The organism is Proteiniphilum saccharofermentans (genome assembly GCF_900095135.1).
GTDB classification, from domain to species: domain Bacteria; phylum Bacteroidota; class Bacteroidia; order Bacteroidales; family Dysgonomonadaceae; genus Proteiniphilum; species Proteiniphilum saccharofermentans.
On record NZ_LT605205.1, the window covers coordinates 2,030,534 to 2,046,942 of the forward strand.

Here is a 16,409-nt window from a genome sequence, read left to right on the forward strand (position 1 = left end):
ATGGTATATTATTTTCGGATTTCGTATCTTTGCAACTTTTAAAAATATAACGAAGAATACTTTAATAAACTAAACATATATTTAGATCGTGGAAAAAATTCATAACACGCTTCGTGATTCGCCTGTGGCCAGATGGACTGCATTGATCCTGCTTGCCCTTACGATGTTTTTTGCTTATATGTTCATTGATGTGTTGGCACCGTTGAGCACCCAGCTTGAAACTTCTCTTAAATGGTCTCCCGACACGTTTGGGGCAGTCGCCGGGTCGGAATACTTTTTAAATGTATTCGTGGCGTTTCTAATCTTTGCAGGAATTATTCTGGACCGGATCGGGGTAAGGCGGTCAGCAATCCTCTCGGGAATACTTATGGTGATAGGTGCTTCCATAAAACTGTATGGTATCAGTGATCACTTCAATGCCGGAGGATTCGGATATGATTTCTTTAATTCATTCTGGACCGGTTTCCCTGCTTCAGCAAAAGTGGCGTGTATGGGTTTTGCTATTTTCGGCTGTGGAGTTGAAATGGCCGGAATCACGGTTTCGAAAGGAATTGTCAAATGGTTTGCCGGAAAGGAATTGGCCCTGGCAATGGGGTTGGAAATGGCTATTGCCCGATTAGGTGTATTTTCCGTATTCCGTCTGTCGCCTTATTTAGCCGAACAAGGGGGCATAACTCTTTCGGTTGGAGTAGGTACGTTGTTGCTATTGATAGGATTGCTGTCGTTTTCCGTTTATTTCTTCTTCGATAAAAAACTCGATTCCCAGACGGATAGCCTTAGAACCGCTTCAGATCCGGAAGAAGAATTTAAGGTAAGCGATTTGAAAGCTATCTTTACCTCCAAGACATTTATGGTGGTAGCCGGATTATGTGTTCTCTTTTATTCAGCCATTTTCCCGTTCCAGAAATTTGCTACGGGTATGCTGGAGAGCCGGTTGGGTATGACGACCGTGGAAGCTGGAAATTTATTTTCCTATTTTCCCATCGGAGCGATGATTCTAACTCCTTTCCTGGGTTGGTTTATCGACCATAAAGGTAAAGCTGCAACAATGCTGTTCGCCGGTTCATTGCTGGTAATTATCTGCCATCTGATTTTTGCCATAACTCCGGTAGAGAATTTTACGTTTGCTGTAGCTTTGGGGGCTATTATTCTGTTGGGTATTTCATTCTCCCTGGTACCGGCCGCTTTGTGGCCTTCAGTACCCAAACTGGTAGATAACAAAGTATTGGGATCGGCTTACTCCATCATTTTCTGGATACAGAATATAGGCTTGATGCTAACGCCAATCCTGATCGGATGGTCGTTAAAAGTATCCAATCCCGGTGTGGCAGAACGAATTCTGGCAGGAGAAGATATAAAATACAACTACACGGTTCCGATGCTTATTTTTGCCGCATTTGGAGTGGCCGCATTGGCACTGGCTTTCTATCTCAAAGTGTTGGATAAGAAAAAGGGGTACGGACTGGAATCACCAAATATCCGGAAATAGTAGGAAATCTGCGCGAAGTGAAAGGTGAAAAGGGCGAAATAACAATAATAAATTGACCTCCAAAAGTTTTTTGAGCTAACTTTTGGGGGTCATTATTTATGTCGAAATATATATTTGTTTTCTGTAAAAGGTGAAAATCCGGCTGTCGGAAATGCTGAATCAGATATATTAGTGGATAATACTTGAAGAAGATGCAAGTTTCAATGATTCGGCGTAAAGAGCACCGATATCAGGGTTGGAAGAGTATTGCTCATACACTTTTTTCATCGCTTCTGCGTAAGCAATATCCAAATGGGATCTGTCGTCCGGCGCTTTTGCCTCGTACCGGGTTGCCAGAGCATTGATCAGGGCAATCTCCATAGGAGTGCAGTTTTTGGATAGGGATAGCGCTTTAAGGGTAGCTTCGTAAGCAGGTTGGTAATTATCCTCTGCCATTATTGGGGCGTTATAGTTGGGTCCCAGGACATAGGCATAACCCCAATAGCCCATGGCGCAGGTGGAATATAAGCGGCTGGCTTCATAAAATGACCTTGCAGCTTCCGCATGGTTGAATGAATACGAGAGCATCATTCCCTGGTTAAAATAAGCCTGAGCCTCTTCGCTGCTAGTTGATATTTTGAAGTTGATACCTTCTAATCCTTTGAACATCGGCGCTTTTTTGCCTGAGGTGTACCATTCATTGTCGGTTGTTTGGGTGCTATGACAACCGGTCATTACGGATGTTTTTTCTTTTACTTCCTCCTTCTTGTTATTACACGAAAGGATAAGTAAAACCGAAAGCACGAGGAATGGGAATCTGATCATGTCAATCAGTTTGGATGATTAATGATATGGAAGAACAGGTATAACGTTAGTCAGCTTGAAGTTCAATCGTTTGTCGGGAGATAATCCTATCGTTACATCTTTCAGCTTAACAATTGCTTATGGGAAAATGTTTGTGAAAAGAACAGGTTTTAACGTAGTTACAGTCTTCTGTGACTGAAAGATTATTGCTTAAGGTAATTCAATCCGTAAGGTTACTTTTCTGTTTTTACTCGACCAGTGAGGAGAACCCAGTAGAAGCCTTTTTATTTCACTTTCCAATGCAGGACACGAATTTTCTTTGATATCAATATGTGCCGGCCTTCCCATGGGATCTATAAAAAAATCAGCTGTAATTATAAGTTTTTGTCCCTCACAGATTCCCTTGTCATAGTTCTCGATAAAATAATCCTTGAATTCTTTTTCTCCGAATGTTTCCTTCTCATTTACCGATGAGGTGGACCTGGCAAATAATCTCTTTTTCGGTACGCCGTATCCTATTACAACCGTTTCGTTGAGTGCCATATCATCAGCTCTCATCATAATATCTCCTGCATTCTCTTTCAATGGAATTTCGACGTTCGTCATTCCGACATATGAGGCAATAAGCCTTTCCTGTTTGTCGTTTGGAACAATTAACTGGAAATTGCCCGCTGTATCGGAAATGGTTCCCGTACGGGTATCTGAGAGTTGAATTATAACACCCACGAGAGGTTCACCGGTTTCATCTACTATCCGCCCGGAAACGAATAATTTATCCGCCGGAGTGATGGTTGTAGATATGCCGGATACACGACCAGCCAATGTTTCAGAAATTTCTTTTTGTCGTTCTTCCATAACCGTTTTTTCCCCTATCTGCTGAATTGTTAATGACCGGATCTCTTTATCCGGGACATTTTTAATATCGTTTGCAATTTCAGTGTCTTTTGCGATATTTTCCGCGATCAGTTGAATATTATCAGAAGATGCTTCTACCGGTAAGGAAGGTGAGGATGTTTCTTTTACTTTGGAGGCAGTATCCTGGTTTCTGTTTAGTTCATGATGATCGGCAACCAATATCGTATCTTTCTGTATCAAAGAAGGAATAATTTCTTCTTCGGTTTGAATAATATCGGATACAACGGTTGATTCCTCTGCCATATAAGGTTTATTCAGCAGGAGAGGAGTGCCGATAAGTAATACGACTGCTGCCGCTACAGCCCATATCCATATCCGTTTATTGAAACGTTTCTCCGGTGCAGAGAGACGTTTTTCCAAATCGTCAATAGCGGATATATGGTTCCCTTCCACCGAATCGTATCCATCGATAGCGTCCTGGAGGAAGGAATCTCCCATGGCTTTGCGTTCCAATTGGTTGGCTTCCTTCCCTCGTCGTTGTCCCCTTATGTAATCTTTTAGATTCACTCTGTTTATCGTTGCCTCCTTTAGATTTTATTTTCGTATCACAACTATAATTTGTATGCCGATAGAAAACTATTCTACTTTTAGAATCCGTATAATGCAGTTCTTCAAATTCCGCTTTCCGTTCTGGATATAACTTTTTACCTTTTCGAGCGTATATCCTGTAATGGAAACGATGTCGGCATACGATCTGTTTTCGTAATAAAAATATTCGATACTCTTTCGCTGTTCTTCTCCCAGTTCCTTCATGCAGAACATTAATGCCGACTCTTCTTCACTCGACTTCTCTTTATCTAATAGAGTGAAGAAGTCGCCATTTTCCATAACTATATCATCGATATTTACAAAAAATGTTTGTTTTGTTTTCCGTAAACGTAATAAGCAGTGGTTCCTGGATACACTGTAAAGCCACGTATGAAAATTCTGTATATCATATCGTTTAACCTTTTGTGAAACCTCCTCAAACAGGTCCATCACGGCATCCTGCGCCTCGTTCTCATTACCAAGGTATTTCAGGCATAACCCATATATCATCGGGATATAACGACGAAACAACTCACCGAAATAATCTGATTGCTTTTCCTTTTTACAAAGAGCAAACAGTTCATCGTTTGATAGTGTAGTTATATCTCTTCTGTTTTTCAATCCCTTAGCAATTCATTCGTGAGAAAATCCCATACAAAATTAAAAAATTATTCATTTGTTTATGGATTCCAAGGCATAATTGTATCTATATATAAAACTAAAAGCTGAAAACTAGAAGTGAAAGATTAAATGTGGCGACAGAAAATCTATGTAATGAATTTTTTCAGAATCCGAATAGTAAAAATAATAGTCAATAAATCAGTAAATTAATAAGATTATGAAGACAACAATTCAAAAAATCAGTTTGATGTTTCTTGTGATGGTAATGTCATTATCGGTTTCCGCGCAGGAAATAGTAGTGAAGGGTAAAGTATCGGATGGTCAGGATAAATCGCCATTGATCGGTGCGACCGTTATGGAAAAAAATACAAACAATAGTGTGATTACTGATGAGAGCGGTGAATTCAGTATTAAAACCCGAAAAGGAAAAATACTGCAAGTTCAGTATATCGGGTATAAACCAAAAGAGGTAAAGGTAAAGGGTGAAAGGATGGAAATTTATTTGGAACCGGATTTCGTGGTACTCGAAGAGGAGATTATCATCGGGTACGGAAAGCCTAATAAATTGAGAAACATAACCGGAGCAGTTACGTCATTATTCCAGGGCAGGGCTTCAGGTGTCCATACGCAGGGAATGGTTCAATATGACATGGCCGTGCCTCCAATGTATCCTTTCATAGGGAGGGAGTCCAATACTGAAGAGTATGAATCATTAAAGGAAAACCACTTTCTTCCGGCCTTGAAGCAACCACTTTCCACTTTCTCGCTTGATGTGGATGTTGCGTCTTATGCCAATATCCGCCGTATGATCAACCAGGGACAGATGCCGCCAAAAGATGCAGTACGTGTGGAGGAGATGATCAACTATTTCAGTTATAATTATCCACAGCCTACGGATGGACATCCGGTGAATATTGTCACAGAAACAACTATTTGTCCGTGGAACAAAGATCATCAGTTGCTACGTATCGGTGTAAAAGCAAAGGAAATACCATCCAAAGCTTTACCGGCAACCAATTTTGTTTTCCTGATCGATGTGTCGGGCTCGATGTATAGTGCTGATAAATTACCACTCGTGAAATCATCGATGAAGCTGTTGGTGAATAATTTGCGCCCGCAGGACAGGGTTGCGATCGTTACTTATGCCGGAGCAGCAGGTGAAGTGTTGCCATCGACAAGCGGAGCCGACAAGCAGAAGATCATGGATGCCTTGGAGGGTTTGCAGGCTGGAGGCTCTACCGCAGGAGGTGCAGGTATTCAACTGGCGTATAAGATTGCCGAGAAGAATTTCGTAAAAGACGGGAATAACCGGGTGATTTTGTGTACCGATGGAGATTTTAACGTGGGTGTTTCGACTACTGGGGGATTGGAGTCATTGATCGAGTCCAAACGGAAAAGCGGTATTTTCCTGACAGTCCTCGGGTATGGAATGGGGAACTATAAAGACAATAAACTGCAGATCTTGGCACAGAAAGGAAACGGAAATCATGCCTACATCGATAATTTGCAGGAAGCCAACAAAGTAGTTGTGAACGAATTCGGAAGTACAATGTACACTGTGGCAAAAGATGTGAAGATTCAGGTAGAATTCAACCCGGCATTCGTCAATGTTTACCGTCTGATCGGTTACGAAAGCAGGTTGCTTAATGACGAGGATTTCAATGATGATCTGAAAGATGCAGGTGAACTGGGTCCCGGTCATACTGTGACAGCGCTTTATGAAATTGTTCCTGTAGGAGTTAAATCGCCTGTGGGTAGTATAGATCCTTTGAAGTACCAATCTTCGGGGAAAGAAACTACCGCACCTGGGTATACGAACAGTAAAGAATTATTGACCGTAAAACTTCGCTACAAAAAACCGGACGAAGATGTGAGCCGCAAATTAGAAATTCCGGTATTGGCAAATATGGTGAATAAAAATGCATCGGATGAATTGAGCTTCATTATGTCGGTCGCCATGTTCGGACAGCTACTGCGTGATTCAGACTTCAAAGGCGATGCATCCTATGCGAAAGTCCTTGAACTTGCCCGTAAAGGGTTGAATGATGATCCGAACGGCTATCGCCGGGAGTTTATCCGGTTGGTCGAGGCTGTTGAGCAGCTGGCTAAGTAGAGGAATTTTAAGATATTGGGAGTCTTGCAAATTCCGTTTTATCCTGACCCCTCATTCCGGAACAAGCTGACCCCTGTTCCGGGATCCTGCCCCCTCTGCAAAACTCCTCGGGACACGCATTTTTTATTAAATGAATGCAGGGGTCAACATGCCGGAATGTCCTCAACCTGCCGTTCCGGCATACTGACCCCTCCCGGGCGCTGAAGGTTTTCCACTTTGAATTGTTTATGGCTACAAGTGTAAACATAAACGATAATCAAAATGGCAGGAACACCTAAAAGCATCAGCATGGTAAAACAGATACTACATTTACATGGCCTTGGTTACGGGATCAAGACGATCTCCCGTGAGCTTGGGGTATCCAAAAACACGGTCAAGCGCTATTTGCGCCAGGCAGAGTCCAGGGGATTGGCACCGGAGGCAGTTTCCTCCCACAGCAACGAGGCGCTGGAACATATCTTATTGGAGGATAATACGCGAGGCCGGGATAAGTTGACCCAATTGCGACAACTTTTCCCCGATATCAGCAGCAAGTTGGAGGAAACAGGTTTCACCCTACGTACGGCATGCAGTCCTCGTTCAGGGCTATCCTGGAGAGTAAAACATCGGGGCAGTTCACGATCGACCAGATGCTGGCGACCCTGGTCGAGGCCGAATGGGAAGAACAGGAGAACCGGAAAACGGACCGGCTGATAAAAAATGCGGGGTTCCGCTACCCGGCATCCCTTGAAGAAATAGACTACTCGCATCCGCGTAACCTGGACAGGAACCAAGTGCTCCGGCTGGTGGACTGCAATTACCTCGAGCGGGCGGAGAACGTCCTGGTGACAGGTGCACAAAGGGCGGCTGAGCTCCCTGGTTGGTGTTGCCATAAACTGTTTTTACAACAAAGATCGGCAAACAAAATAGATGGATAAATACGCCCATGACAGACGGGATACGGTATAGGTGTCTTTTGATGTTTTCTTAACCGTATAGGTTTTGTCATTGGCTGCTCCGCTTCGGTCAGGATTGAAAGTTACTTTTATGAAACCTTTGCCTTGTTGGGCTTTGGTCAAGAAAATATTTTCGGTTTCATCATAGCTCAATGTTTCGGTGGATGATTGAAAGAAGTCCTTCAAGGCATAATAAAAGGAACTTTTACCGCTTCCGTTTTCCCCATAGATGAAAAGGTTTTTGCCTTCTACCTTAAATTCATTCAAGCCGTAGAATGCCTTATAATCTTTTATTTCGACTTTCTTAATTTTCATCCCTAAAGTTATTTGCCACTTAACTTTTTGAAATCTTCAGACACTTCGTAACCTCCAGCTCTTTTTGACCCTATATACTCAATTGCTCCAATTTGCTTGAGCAGAGATATATGACGTTCTAAAGTTTTATAAGGCTTATTCAGCTTTTCAGCTATTTCAGATGCTCTGATGCTCTTTTCTGTCAGGATCAGAGAAACTATTTGAATCATAGATTCTTTTACTCCCTCGGTTATTCCCTCAATTAATCCCTCAGTTATTCCCTCATCTATCATTTTTGTTATTCCCTCAGTTATTCCCTCAGTTATTCCCTCATTAAAATTGAAAGGAACAGCAACATCAGGAAATGTAACCGAAACAGTATTGTCTTTTACTTTCCAAACTGGCGGTTTGAAGCCAAGGTCTTTACAGTGAGCAATCATCTTTACTGTGCCAATGCCAATCTTTTCAATCCAACCCCTCAAAAAGAAAATGTGGGCTATATCAGGATTAACAGGAATGGACAAATGGTCTTCGGATAAAGACTTCACACTAATTCCCTTTGGTAAACTTCCGTAGCTATTTACTTGAAGTTTGTCAGGATAAATATTGATGGCGATGCTGCTTGAAAAAGAAGAGTAATCCCTATGAACAAAAGCGTTTAGAATAGCTTCACGAATTGCTAACCTTGGAAAGGAAACCTTGTCTGTTCTCGTCCATTTAGTAGATTGGAAAGAACTGGAAACACCGTAAGCCAAATCAAAGAAGTCAGTTATTTGCCGAATAGACTTGAATAGATTGTGGTCAAATATCTTGTCATACAAAAGCTTTTCACCCGTTTTGTCGGTTTTGAAAACAGATAGTCGAACCCGAACTTGCGGAAAAAACTTCACGGGATTTTTCCCAAATAAAACTACAGCTGCATTGGTGAAATCACCGTTTTTGTACAACCCGTATTTATTTAAGAATTGAAGCGGATTATCTGGCAAACTTTGTTCACGCCCTGATTTATTTGCATCCTTAATGCAGTCTAAAACTTCATTCAAGTCAATATCCTCAACTTCTACCTCAATGGCAGATTTTGTTTCCCAACGTTGATTGCGATCTGTTTCTTTATGAATTAACTCAGCCAATTGTTTGGAATTGGCTTGTACGGTTGAAGAACCAACACGGTAATAAACACCTCCATTGAATATGTAAGGCTGATTTGTTCCTTTCCAAACCGAAACAACAATTAATTTATTGTTGCCAACTTTTTGAATGTCCACCGAAATTGCAGGCTCAGGCACAATCTCAGAAATCAGAAAATTTTGAAATTCTACGGCTAGCTTCTCCGCATTTTGAACTCCTGTAATCTTTTCAGATTCTTCTGCTCCAATAACCAATTGCCCACCATCACGATTAAGAAATGAGCAAATCACTTTGGCACATTCTACTTTATCAAAGCGAGCCTTAAACTCCAAAGTGGCAGATTCCTTTTTCTGCAATATGTCTTGTATATAGTTTACATCACCTGTTTTCATACTGTTTTCATTTTTTCGATGATGTCAAAAATTCTGTCCATTTTACCAAATTGTGTTTCGATGACCTTTTCAATGTCTTTGATATTGAAATATTCATCTGTCCAATGCCCAACCCGCTCTTCGGGCGGAACATCATTCAAAATAGTATCGTTGTACATATCAATAACCCGAATGTCATCCAGTAATTTGGTTTCTCGATAGGTAAAGTCAGGATTTAAACTTCCATCTGCTAAGTACCTGTATTGTTTCAAAAGGACACGAGCTACCCGAATATCCCGATGGGCAACAAACCATCTCGGCTTTTTCAGCTCAATGGCTTTTTTCATTTCTTCGTGTGTAATAGATGTGGCACCAATAACACCTGTTCCATAGAAGGGCCGTATTATACCGAAGAACACATCACAATTTTCAACAGCAGTCAGGCAATTTTCAAGATTTGATTTGGATGGGTCAACAGGCATTGTTTTGTAATGAGAACTGATGGGATGATAGCCCATTTGTTCAAACAGACCGCAAACCCGTTCCACCTGGTCTTCATAGCCAATCACCGAAGATGCTACCATCACTTCTATTTTTCCATCTGCTGTCATACTTAATAAATTATTTCAACGCTTCCTTAATAATCCTTACTTCTTCCACACTATCCAGCGTTTCTATGGCAAAGCGAACAGGGTGGTTGGGGTCGTACAAACGCTCAAACTCACTTTGGATGATGGCCAGCTTCTTTTCTTCACTCATATCATCTGTTATGGGTTTCAGGTCGCCCAAATGCTTGAGGATTTCTTTGCCTGCCGATTTGATTTCTTCGGGAAACACCAATTCATATACTATAGAATTAATTAGGTGCTCGTAAAAATTAAATATTACTTCGTTAATACGCTTTTTATTGTTCAATAAATATGATGCAACAATTGAAAGAGGTAAAAGATTAGCAGAGTAAGTTGGCAATGGGAGATTATGAATTTCATAGCTATTTACATTGCTGTTAGTGCTAAACCTTTTGAAAAACCAATTTGAAAATTCTGAATTTAAAATTGATAAGTAATATTTTGCTAATAAATCTGAAACATCCTTTAGTGAGATGTAATTGATTGAGTGCCCACAAAAGAATCCCTTTTCTAAAACTGTTGATTTAATTCTATGCTTTTCATCCACTCCTGTGATTCCTTGCATAACAATTCTTGGAAAATTAAAATGAGTACTCTTTTCTCCTTTGTTTTGGCCTAAATATTCATTGTGAATTAAATACTCAACTACACCTTGGCTCATTTTTTCAGGTAAGTACCATTTTTGAACCCCGGCTCCTTTTATTAAAGGCATTGTATTTGAGTTAGGCTCTTGAACAATTATAGACTTGTTTGTCGAGAGATTTATTTCACCTTGATAGCAGTTTACAGCACTTCCAAATCTTTTTAATTTAGAAACTTTGTTCAAAATATCTTTTTCAGGTTGAGAAACTGAAGGGATAACATATGATTCTTTATCAAAAGCTAGTAGTTCTGTATTGCTAAATATTGAGGAATATGAAGTCTCCATCCATCTTTCACTCCAAACAAATAATGGGAAGTCATATTCACTACTTTTTTTGTTCTGAGAGAATAGAATACAAACACTCATTTTTGCAGAGACGAAGACCCTTTTATTTAAATCGTCTCGTTCAGGAAACGAGTCAATTCTGATGATTTTTTGTTCGGTTAAAAAGTGTTTGCGTAGAAGTTTTGCGGAATTGTCACCTAAGAATGAATTTTGAAAGATTTGATTAAAAATTCCCCCTTTGTTTAAAATCTTTATCGATTTAGCTAGAAAGAGTTTATATGCATTGAGTTTTCCCGACTTGGCAATATCATAAATATCAATTTTCTTTATTGTAGGTATTTCATCAGATTTCTTTCCTTCATAAACATCATAAGGTGGATTCCCAATCACCACATCAAAACCGGCTTTTTCTCGCCATACTTCTGAGAAAAATAGCTTAAAATCGAAGTCGATTGTGTAGCCTGCAAATTGTTCGGCAGAGTCTAAGAGTTCCCTGATTTTGGTGTTTATCTGTTGGCGTAGGGCTTTCTTTTCTTTTTCGTCTGTAATACCATAAAATTTTTCTTTCAGCTTTTCTAATTCAGCTTCTACCTCGTAGCTTTTCATTGCGGTTTCAGGCAATCCAATCAATGAATTGCCACATACAATCTTGTAATCCAAGTTAGGTAGTGTTTCAATCGGGTCGAGGTCGTCTTCATCCACCACTAAGGAGAGCCACAACCGTAGTCGGGCAATGTCTATGGCAGAGCTGTCTATATCCACGCCATAAATACTTTCCTGTATGATGTGGCGTTTCAGTCGGTAGATATAGCGGCTGTCGCTGATGCTTTCACGGTGGGTAAAACCAAAGCCTTTCAGTTTTTCAGTCAGGTAATCGTAACTCAAATGCGGTTTTAGCACCAGCATAGCGTTTACCAATTCGTGCAACAACCCCACAGGGAAAGCCCCCGAACCAATAGCAGGGTCACAAATTTTGATGCTGCTCAGTTTTTGGTCTATCAGGTCAGCATTTTTGCGGATGCTTTCGGGAAGTTGGTATTGGTAGGTTTTGGTTTCGCCTTTGTTGGCTACCCGTTCATCATTTTCTAAGGCAAAATGCCCTTCACGTATAAAGACTTCAATATCTTCTTTCTCTACCTTTCCTTCTAAGGCATTGTCCAAATAATGAATCAAACTTTCCTGACACATATAATGCACAATTTCACGGGGCGTATAAAAAGCACCTTTGCTTTTACGCTCCGTGATGTCGAGCATATTTTCAAATACTTTTCCCAACATTTCAGGGTCAACGGCTACTTCCTTATCCAGCGGCTCATCTTCCTTAATGGTAAAGTTGTAGCGGTCAAACACATCTAAAATGCCAGTGCCTACATCACCCGCTTTGTTTTTTTCTTCGTTTCTAAACAGGGTAGAAGGAATGCTGATATTGGCTTCCTGCCAGTTGTAATCGGCTTCAAACAATCCACCATTCAAAAATGGAATACGGCAATCGAAGCGTTTGTAGTAAGAGTTTACATTATCACGTTCTTTGGCAAGAGCTTCATAAAACAAGTATTGCAGTTTGTCTTTAAAGAAGTTGATTTTCTGGTTTTGTGCCTGCTCAAACAGTTCTTGCACAAATCGCTTTTTACCCGTTCCCCATCTTGCATTTTGAGCTACACCCAACCAACCTTTTTTCTGTAAAAAATACAAGAAAACAATTTGCCCCAAAAGTTTTTTGGTAAATCGGGCATTGTCTATTCCTGCATCATTAATTGCTGCTTTTACCTTGTTATCGTTTTCAAAATGCTCATACAGTTTGATGTACAGGTCTTTGTATTGATTGAAGAATTCGTCCGTTACTTTTTCAATGCTAAAGGCGGCTTCTAATTCTTCAATGGTGGGGTTGTTAGAAATGTTTTGTAGCAGGGGCAACAACTGATTTTTGGCGGTATGGGCTTTTTCGTATTTGCCCACCAAAAACGAATAGCGTTTGGCAGGGGTAAATTCTTTCTTGGTTTTTACTTTGCCTTTTTCTTCGTCCAGTTCAGAACGGTATTCTAATTTGATGAAGGAAAATCGCCAATCGTTTCCATTATCTTCCTTACTGTAAAAAGCCACCAAGGCATAGTCTTTCTCAAACTTGCTCAGGTGCTTGATGACGAAATTTCGTAGCGCGGTTCTTGCACGTTCTAATTTGGTAACGCTTTTTATTTCTACAATCAATACGTCTAATGCTTCGCCATCAGGGTCAATATATTTACCAATGCGTTTGTAGGTATTGATATGTTCTTTGTAGTCGTCCCAAATCAAATTGCCGCTATATCTATTGTCCTTGTCTTCAAGGTCATTCAACAGGTTTTTAGCAAAAACAGTGAACTGCTCTTCGCTGAAAGCATTGTTAAACGTTTTTTCTATTAGTTCTTGTGCTGTTTTCTTATCCATACTGCTTACTTGATTAAGTACCCTGAAAGGATAACTTCACGTTTTTGAAATTTCTTAGCGTTCTGTGCTCCTTCAATTGCTACATATCGGATATGCTTTTCCAGGATGTGCAATATTTGAAGCGGGTCGGTGGTTTTCTCCAATTCTGTTTTGATTAATTGTGCTGTTTTCTTGGCAATGGTTCCCTGAGCCAACATTTCACGGACACCATTCAAAAATTCGTCATTGGAATCGGTAAAACCTTTGAAGTTTTTGAAAGACTTGTCTTTCAATCGGGTTTCAATGTATTTGGCGTTTGAGCGTCCGCCACTGCCTTTTGTGGGTTCATCACCAACGGTGGTGTCTAATTCAAAACGTGTTTTGTTGGTTTGCAATAAATGAAAGTAATCGTTTGGAATGTTAGCACGTGGTGTTTCGGGCTTACATTCCAATTCTTTCACGGCATCAAAAAAGGTAATCTCACCTGATTTGCCACTTTGGTTGATGTAGAACTTTTTGAGTTTACCAATGCGGAAAAAGGTGACCAAGGCATCATCTTCCAAATTTTCTTTTTTGAAACCTGAACGGGCTTTCTTCGGTAGGTTTTTGATTTTTTCAAACAAGTCGGGATTGTCATCACGTATTTTTCGCATTAGCTCCAGATACTTCAATTCCGAATCACCTTCGCCATCTTCACCCGTGTAAGCGGTTTTGCTGTTCAAAGTGTTGAATAGTTCCTGACTTCCAAACTCTTCTCCATCACTCAAATATTTAGCATCTTCTCCCAAAATGTCGTGAAACATCTGGATTTTGTTGGTGATGTTTACTTCCAAACCTAGATGTTCATCTGATTGGGTAGTAGGGAAGAAGTTGAAAATATGGATCTTCGGGAAGTTGCTACCCAAACGATTTACACGTCCAGCACGCTGCAAGACCCGTGTCGGGTTCCAAGGCAAATCGTAATTGATAAGCACATTGGAACGGTGTAAGTTGATACCTTCCGCCAACACATCTGTAGCAATTAATATTTTCAGGTCGTCTCTTTTCTCTTTGTGTTTCGGGTCAAAATTTGATGTAATGATGTCTCTTGAAACCGTATGATTTGAAGTGAGTTTGTTGTCTGTGTGTCGTCCGCCCGTGCTGGAATAGAACATCACTTTGCCTTTAAATTCATCTTGCAGAGCTTCGTAGATGTAATCTCCCGTTTCTTTAGATTCCGTGAAGATGACCAATTTGTTGCTTTTTAGTGCTGCTTTGGATTTAAGCTCCTTTATGAAGGTTTCTAATTTGGGGTCTGAGTTTACTGTTTGCCAAAGCTTTTTCACTTCTTTCAAAATGGCAAGGTCAAACTCCAGTTTGTCAATGAATTCTTTTTTGAAATCCTGTGAATCGTATTTGTGAGCCTTTTCTTCATCAACAAATTCTTCAAGACGTTCAATATTATCGCTTTCAATCAGGTCGTACACATCCACTTTTTTACTGATGTACACCGTGCCGTTTTTGTACATAGCAATGAACTTCTCATAGGAAGTAATGAAGCGGTCAACACTCTGGCGAAAGGCGTGAAAACTACTTTCCAGTCGTTTTACCAAAATACCTTTCATAAAGCCACCAACGTTCCGTTGTTGCTGCATTTCAAATTCGCTCAAAGCTTTATTTCCAATGTAGTAAAGCAAAGGCGTGTATCGGGCATAGGTAAACTCTTGCAGTTTTTTGATGGTGTTGTTGAAAATGGTTTCTAACTCACCTTCGTATTTGTAGACGATTTTTTGCGGATTGTCTAAGTTGGGGAAAGTCAATCCCTGCATTTTCATATCCTGTTTGAAATAGGTCATTACGTCTGTTCGGGTTCTGCGAACCATCACATAACGAAGGATACTATTTCTAATGTCGTCTGAAATTTCCTTAATGAGTTTTTTGTACTCAGGGTCGGTCTTTTCCAGTTTGGATAATCGTGTTCTAAAATTGGAAAAGTACTTTTCTAAATTCGGAATGCCAGGAATTGTTGAATTCTTTGGAGCTTGAAACAATTTTAATTGAGCGAAAATATCATCAACGGTATTGTTCAGCGGCGTTGCCGTTACCAAAATCACTTTCTTGCCACGGCATATGTCCAATAAGTTGGCGTAAGATTGTGTGTTTTCATTACGGAAGCGGTGAGCTTCGTCCACCACAATATAATCGTAGCGCTCTAAGCCTTTTTTGATGATGTGTTCGAGTTTTCCCAACGATTCCACTTCAAAACTTCTGATACCAAAATCAAAAAGTGAATCTTTCCAGTAGTCTTTCAATACTGGCGGACAAATCACCAAGGTTCTGCCTTGCAATTGTTGAAGTAATAAAGCCGTGATGAAGGTTTTGCCAAGACCAACCACGTCTGCCAAGAAAACACCGTTGTAGGTTTCCAAAATCTTTTTTGCTTGAATGGCTGCCTGATTTTGGTATTTCAATTTCATAAATCCATCTGGAAGAAATGGCTCGAATTCATCAGCCAAATTAATATCTTCTTCCAAATACTCGTAAATCAGTTTTAGATATAGTTCGTAGGGTTTAATTTGGTCATTGAGCCAAGTCTTGTTTTGGATGGTATCAACAAAGTCTTCTGAAATGTCAACCGATTCTTTCCAAAGGGCATTGAATTGGTCTTCAGCAAAAAGAACATCTCTTTTATTTCGCAACTCAACGTTAAATTCACGGTTTGCTATAAATCCTGATTCTGAAAAATTACTCGAACCCGTAATTACAAATCCATAATCTCGGTCTTCGGGTTTGAATTTTCCGATGTAAACCTTTGCGTGAATGTTTTTTGAAGGATAGGCACGTATTTCAAGTTTCTTTCCATTGCCGTTATATGCTTTGTCCATTGCAGGGTCTTGGCAATCGGCTTTCAGAAACTCAATAAACTTGCGTATTCCTATTTCAAGTCGGTTGTCGTTTTCATCACTGTTTTCAATTTCTTCTTTTAAGTTTTGTTGGTAGCGTTTCTTGGTTCGTTGATGCGATTCAAAGTCAATTGTACCATTTTGTTGATGGTATTGCATCATATCATAAGAGTCTCTGTCAACACTTAGCCCAACAAGAATTCTGATTTTCTCAACGGGTTCAAGTGCATCATAGAGTTGATGAAAACCACTTGCTCTGAAATACCCAACCAACACGTCAAAAAGTTGCGTGTCTTTAAGCGTTGATTTGAACCTACTTAATAAAGTATGTCCTTCTTCATTGGTGAAGAAAGTCAAGTCTGTTTGGTCTATTTTATTGTCTATAGTCAT

General features: G+C 40.1%; 12 protein-coding genes. 4 read left to right on the forward strand and 8 right to left on the reverse strand.

Annotated features, from left to right (window positions below; translation table 11 throughout):
* Positions 1 to 85 precede the first annotated feature (85 nt).
* On the forward strand, positions 86 to 1,489 hold the full coding sequence (locus PSM36_RS07930) for an MFS transporter (protein ID WP_076930463.1): 1,404 nt from the start codon (positions 86 to 88) through the stop codon (positions 1,487 to 1,489).
* A gap of 168 nt (positions 1,490 to 1,657) precedes the next feature.
* On the opposite strand, the gene PSM36_RS07935 is transcribed toward PSM36_RS07930, so the two are convergent.
* The 3 genes from PSM36_RS07935 to PSM36_RS07945 form a co-directional block, all read right to left on the reverse strand.
* On the reverse strand, positions 1,658 to 2,293 hold the full coding sequence (locus tag PSM36_RS07935; RefSeq protein ID WP_179947217.1) for a hypothetical protein: 636 nt from the start codon (positions 2,291 to 2,293) through the stop codon (positions 1,658 to 1,660).
* A 189-nt stretch (positions 2,294 to 2,482) separates the two neighbouring features.
* On the reverse strand, positions 2,483 to 3,694 hold the full coding sequence (locus tag PSM36_RS07940; protein WP_076930464.1) for a carboxypeptidase-like regulatory domain-containing protein: 1,212 nt from the start codon (positions 3,692 to 3,694) through the stop codon (positions 2,483 to 2,485).
* Between the two features lie 69 nt (positions 3,695 to 3,763).
* The gene (locus PSM36_RS07945) at positions 3,764 to 4,336 is read right to left on the reverse strand and encodes an RNA polymerase sigma factor (protein ID WP_076930465.1); all 573 of its coding nucleotides are present in this window, start codon (positions 4,334 to 4,336) and stop codon (positions 3,764 to 3,766) included.
* A gap of 217 nt (positions 4,337 to 4,553) precedes the next feature.
* Here PSM36_RS07945 and PSM36_RS07950 point away from each other — a divergent pair, with 217 nt between their 5' ends.
* From PSM36_RS07950 to PSM36_RS07960, 3 genes are all read left to right on the forward strand, one after another.
* Positions 4,554 to 6,449, forward strand: a complete 1,896-nt coding sequence (locus tag PSM36_RS07950; RefSeq protein WP_076930466.1) for a vWA domain-containing protein — start codon at positions 4,554 to 4,556, stop codon at positions 6,447 to 6,449.
* A gap of 261 nt (positions 6,450 to 6,710) precedes the next feature.
* Positions 6,711 to 7,142 (forward strand): helix-turn-helix domain-containing protein, encoded by a 432-nt coding sequence (locus PSM36_RS07955; RefSeq protein ID WP_076930467.1) that lies wholly within the window; start codon positions 6,711 to 6,713, stop codon positions 7,140 to 7,142.
* The gene (locus PSM36_RS07960; protein WP_232001559.1) at positions 7,070 to 7,366 is read left to right on the forward strand and encodes an ATP-binding protein; all 297 of its coding nucleotides are present in this window, start codon (positions 7,070 to 7,072) and stop codon (positions 7,364 to 7,366) included. The genes PSM36_RS07955 and PSM36_RS07960 overlap by 73 nt, the downstream gene beginning before the upstream one ends.
* Here PSM36_RS07960 and PSM36_RS07965 read toward each other — a convergent pair.
* From PSM36_RS07965 to PSM36_RS07985, 5 genes are read right to left on the reverse strand one after another with little or no spacing between them, the layout of a single operon-like run.
* Complete coding sequence (locus PSM36_RS07965) at positions 7,331 to 7,699, reverse strand: ATP-binding protein (RefSeq protein ID WP_076930469.1); 369 nt, start codon at positions 7,697 to 7,699, stop codon at positions 7,331 to 7,333. The two genes, PSM36_RS07960 and PSM36_RS07965, sit on opposite strands and share 36 nt — an antisense overlap.
* Positions 7,700 to 7,707: 8 nt before the next feature.
* Positions 7,708 to 9,198 (reverse strand): RNA-binding domain-containing protein, encoded by a 1,491-nt coding sequence (locus PSM36_RS07970; RefSeq protein WP_076930470.1) that lies wholly within the window; start codon positions 9,196 to 9,198, stop codon positions 7,708 to 7,710.
* Entirely contained in the window at positions 9,195 to 9,788 is a 594-nt protein-coding gene (locus PSM36_RS07975) for a DUF4062 domain-containing protein (RefSeq protein ID WP_076930471.1), read from the reverse strand. Before PSM36_RS07975 ends, PSM36_RS07970 begins: the two co-directional genes overlap by 4 nt.
* A 10-nt stretch (positions 9,789 to 9,798) precedes the next feature.
* Entirely contained in the window at positions 9,799 to 13,158 is a 3,360-nt protein-coding gene (locus PSM36_RS07980) for an Eco57I restriction-modification methylase domain-containing protein (protein ID WP_076930472.1), read from the reverse strand.
* A 5-nt stretch (positions 13,159 to 13,163) separates the two neighbouring features.
* Positions 13,164 to 16,409 (reverse strand): helicase-related protein, encoded by a 3,246-nt coding sequence (locus tag PSM36_RS07985; protein ID WP_076930473.1) that lies wholly within the window; start codon positions 16,407 to 16,409, stop codon positions 13,164 to 13,166.

Coding starts and splice junctions, on each gene's coding strand:
- PSM36_RS07935 (WP_179947217.1), bottom strand. CDS start 2,293: ATGATCAGATTCCCATTCCTCGTGCTTTCGGTTTTACTTATCCTTTCG.
- PSM36_RS07980 (WP_076930472.1), bottom strand. CDS start 13,158: ATGGATAAGAAAACAGCACAAGAACTAATAGAAAAAACGTTTAACAAT.
- PSM36_RS07950 (WP_076930466.1), top strand. CDS start 4,554: ATGAAGACAACAATTCAAAAAATCAGTTTGATGTTTCTTGTGATGGTA.
- PSM36_RS07965 (WP_076930469.1), bottom strand. CDS start 7,699: ATGAAAATTAAGAAAGTCGAAATAAAAGATTATAAGGCATTCTACGGC.
- PSM36_RS07975 (WP_076930471.1), bottom strand. CDS start 9,788: ATGACAGCAGATGGAAAAATAGAAGTGATGGTAGCATCTTCGGTGATT.
- PSM36_RS07970 (WP_076930470.1), bottom strand. CDS start 9,198: ATGAAAACAGGTGATGTAAACTATATACAAGACATATTGCAGAAAAAG.
- PSM36_RS07955 (WP_076930467.1), top strand. CDS start 6,711: ATGGCAGGAACACCTAAAAGCATCAGCATGGTAAAACAGATACTACAT.
- PSM36_RS07985 (WP_076930473.1), bottom strand. CDS start 16,409: ATGACTATAGACAATAAAATAGACCAAACAGACTTGACTTTCTTCACC.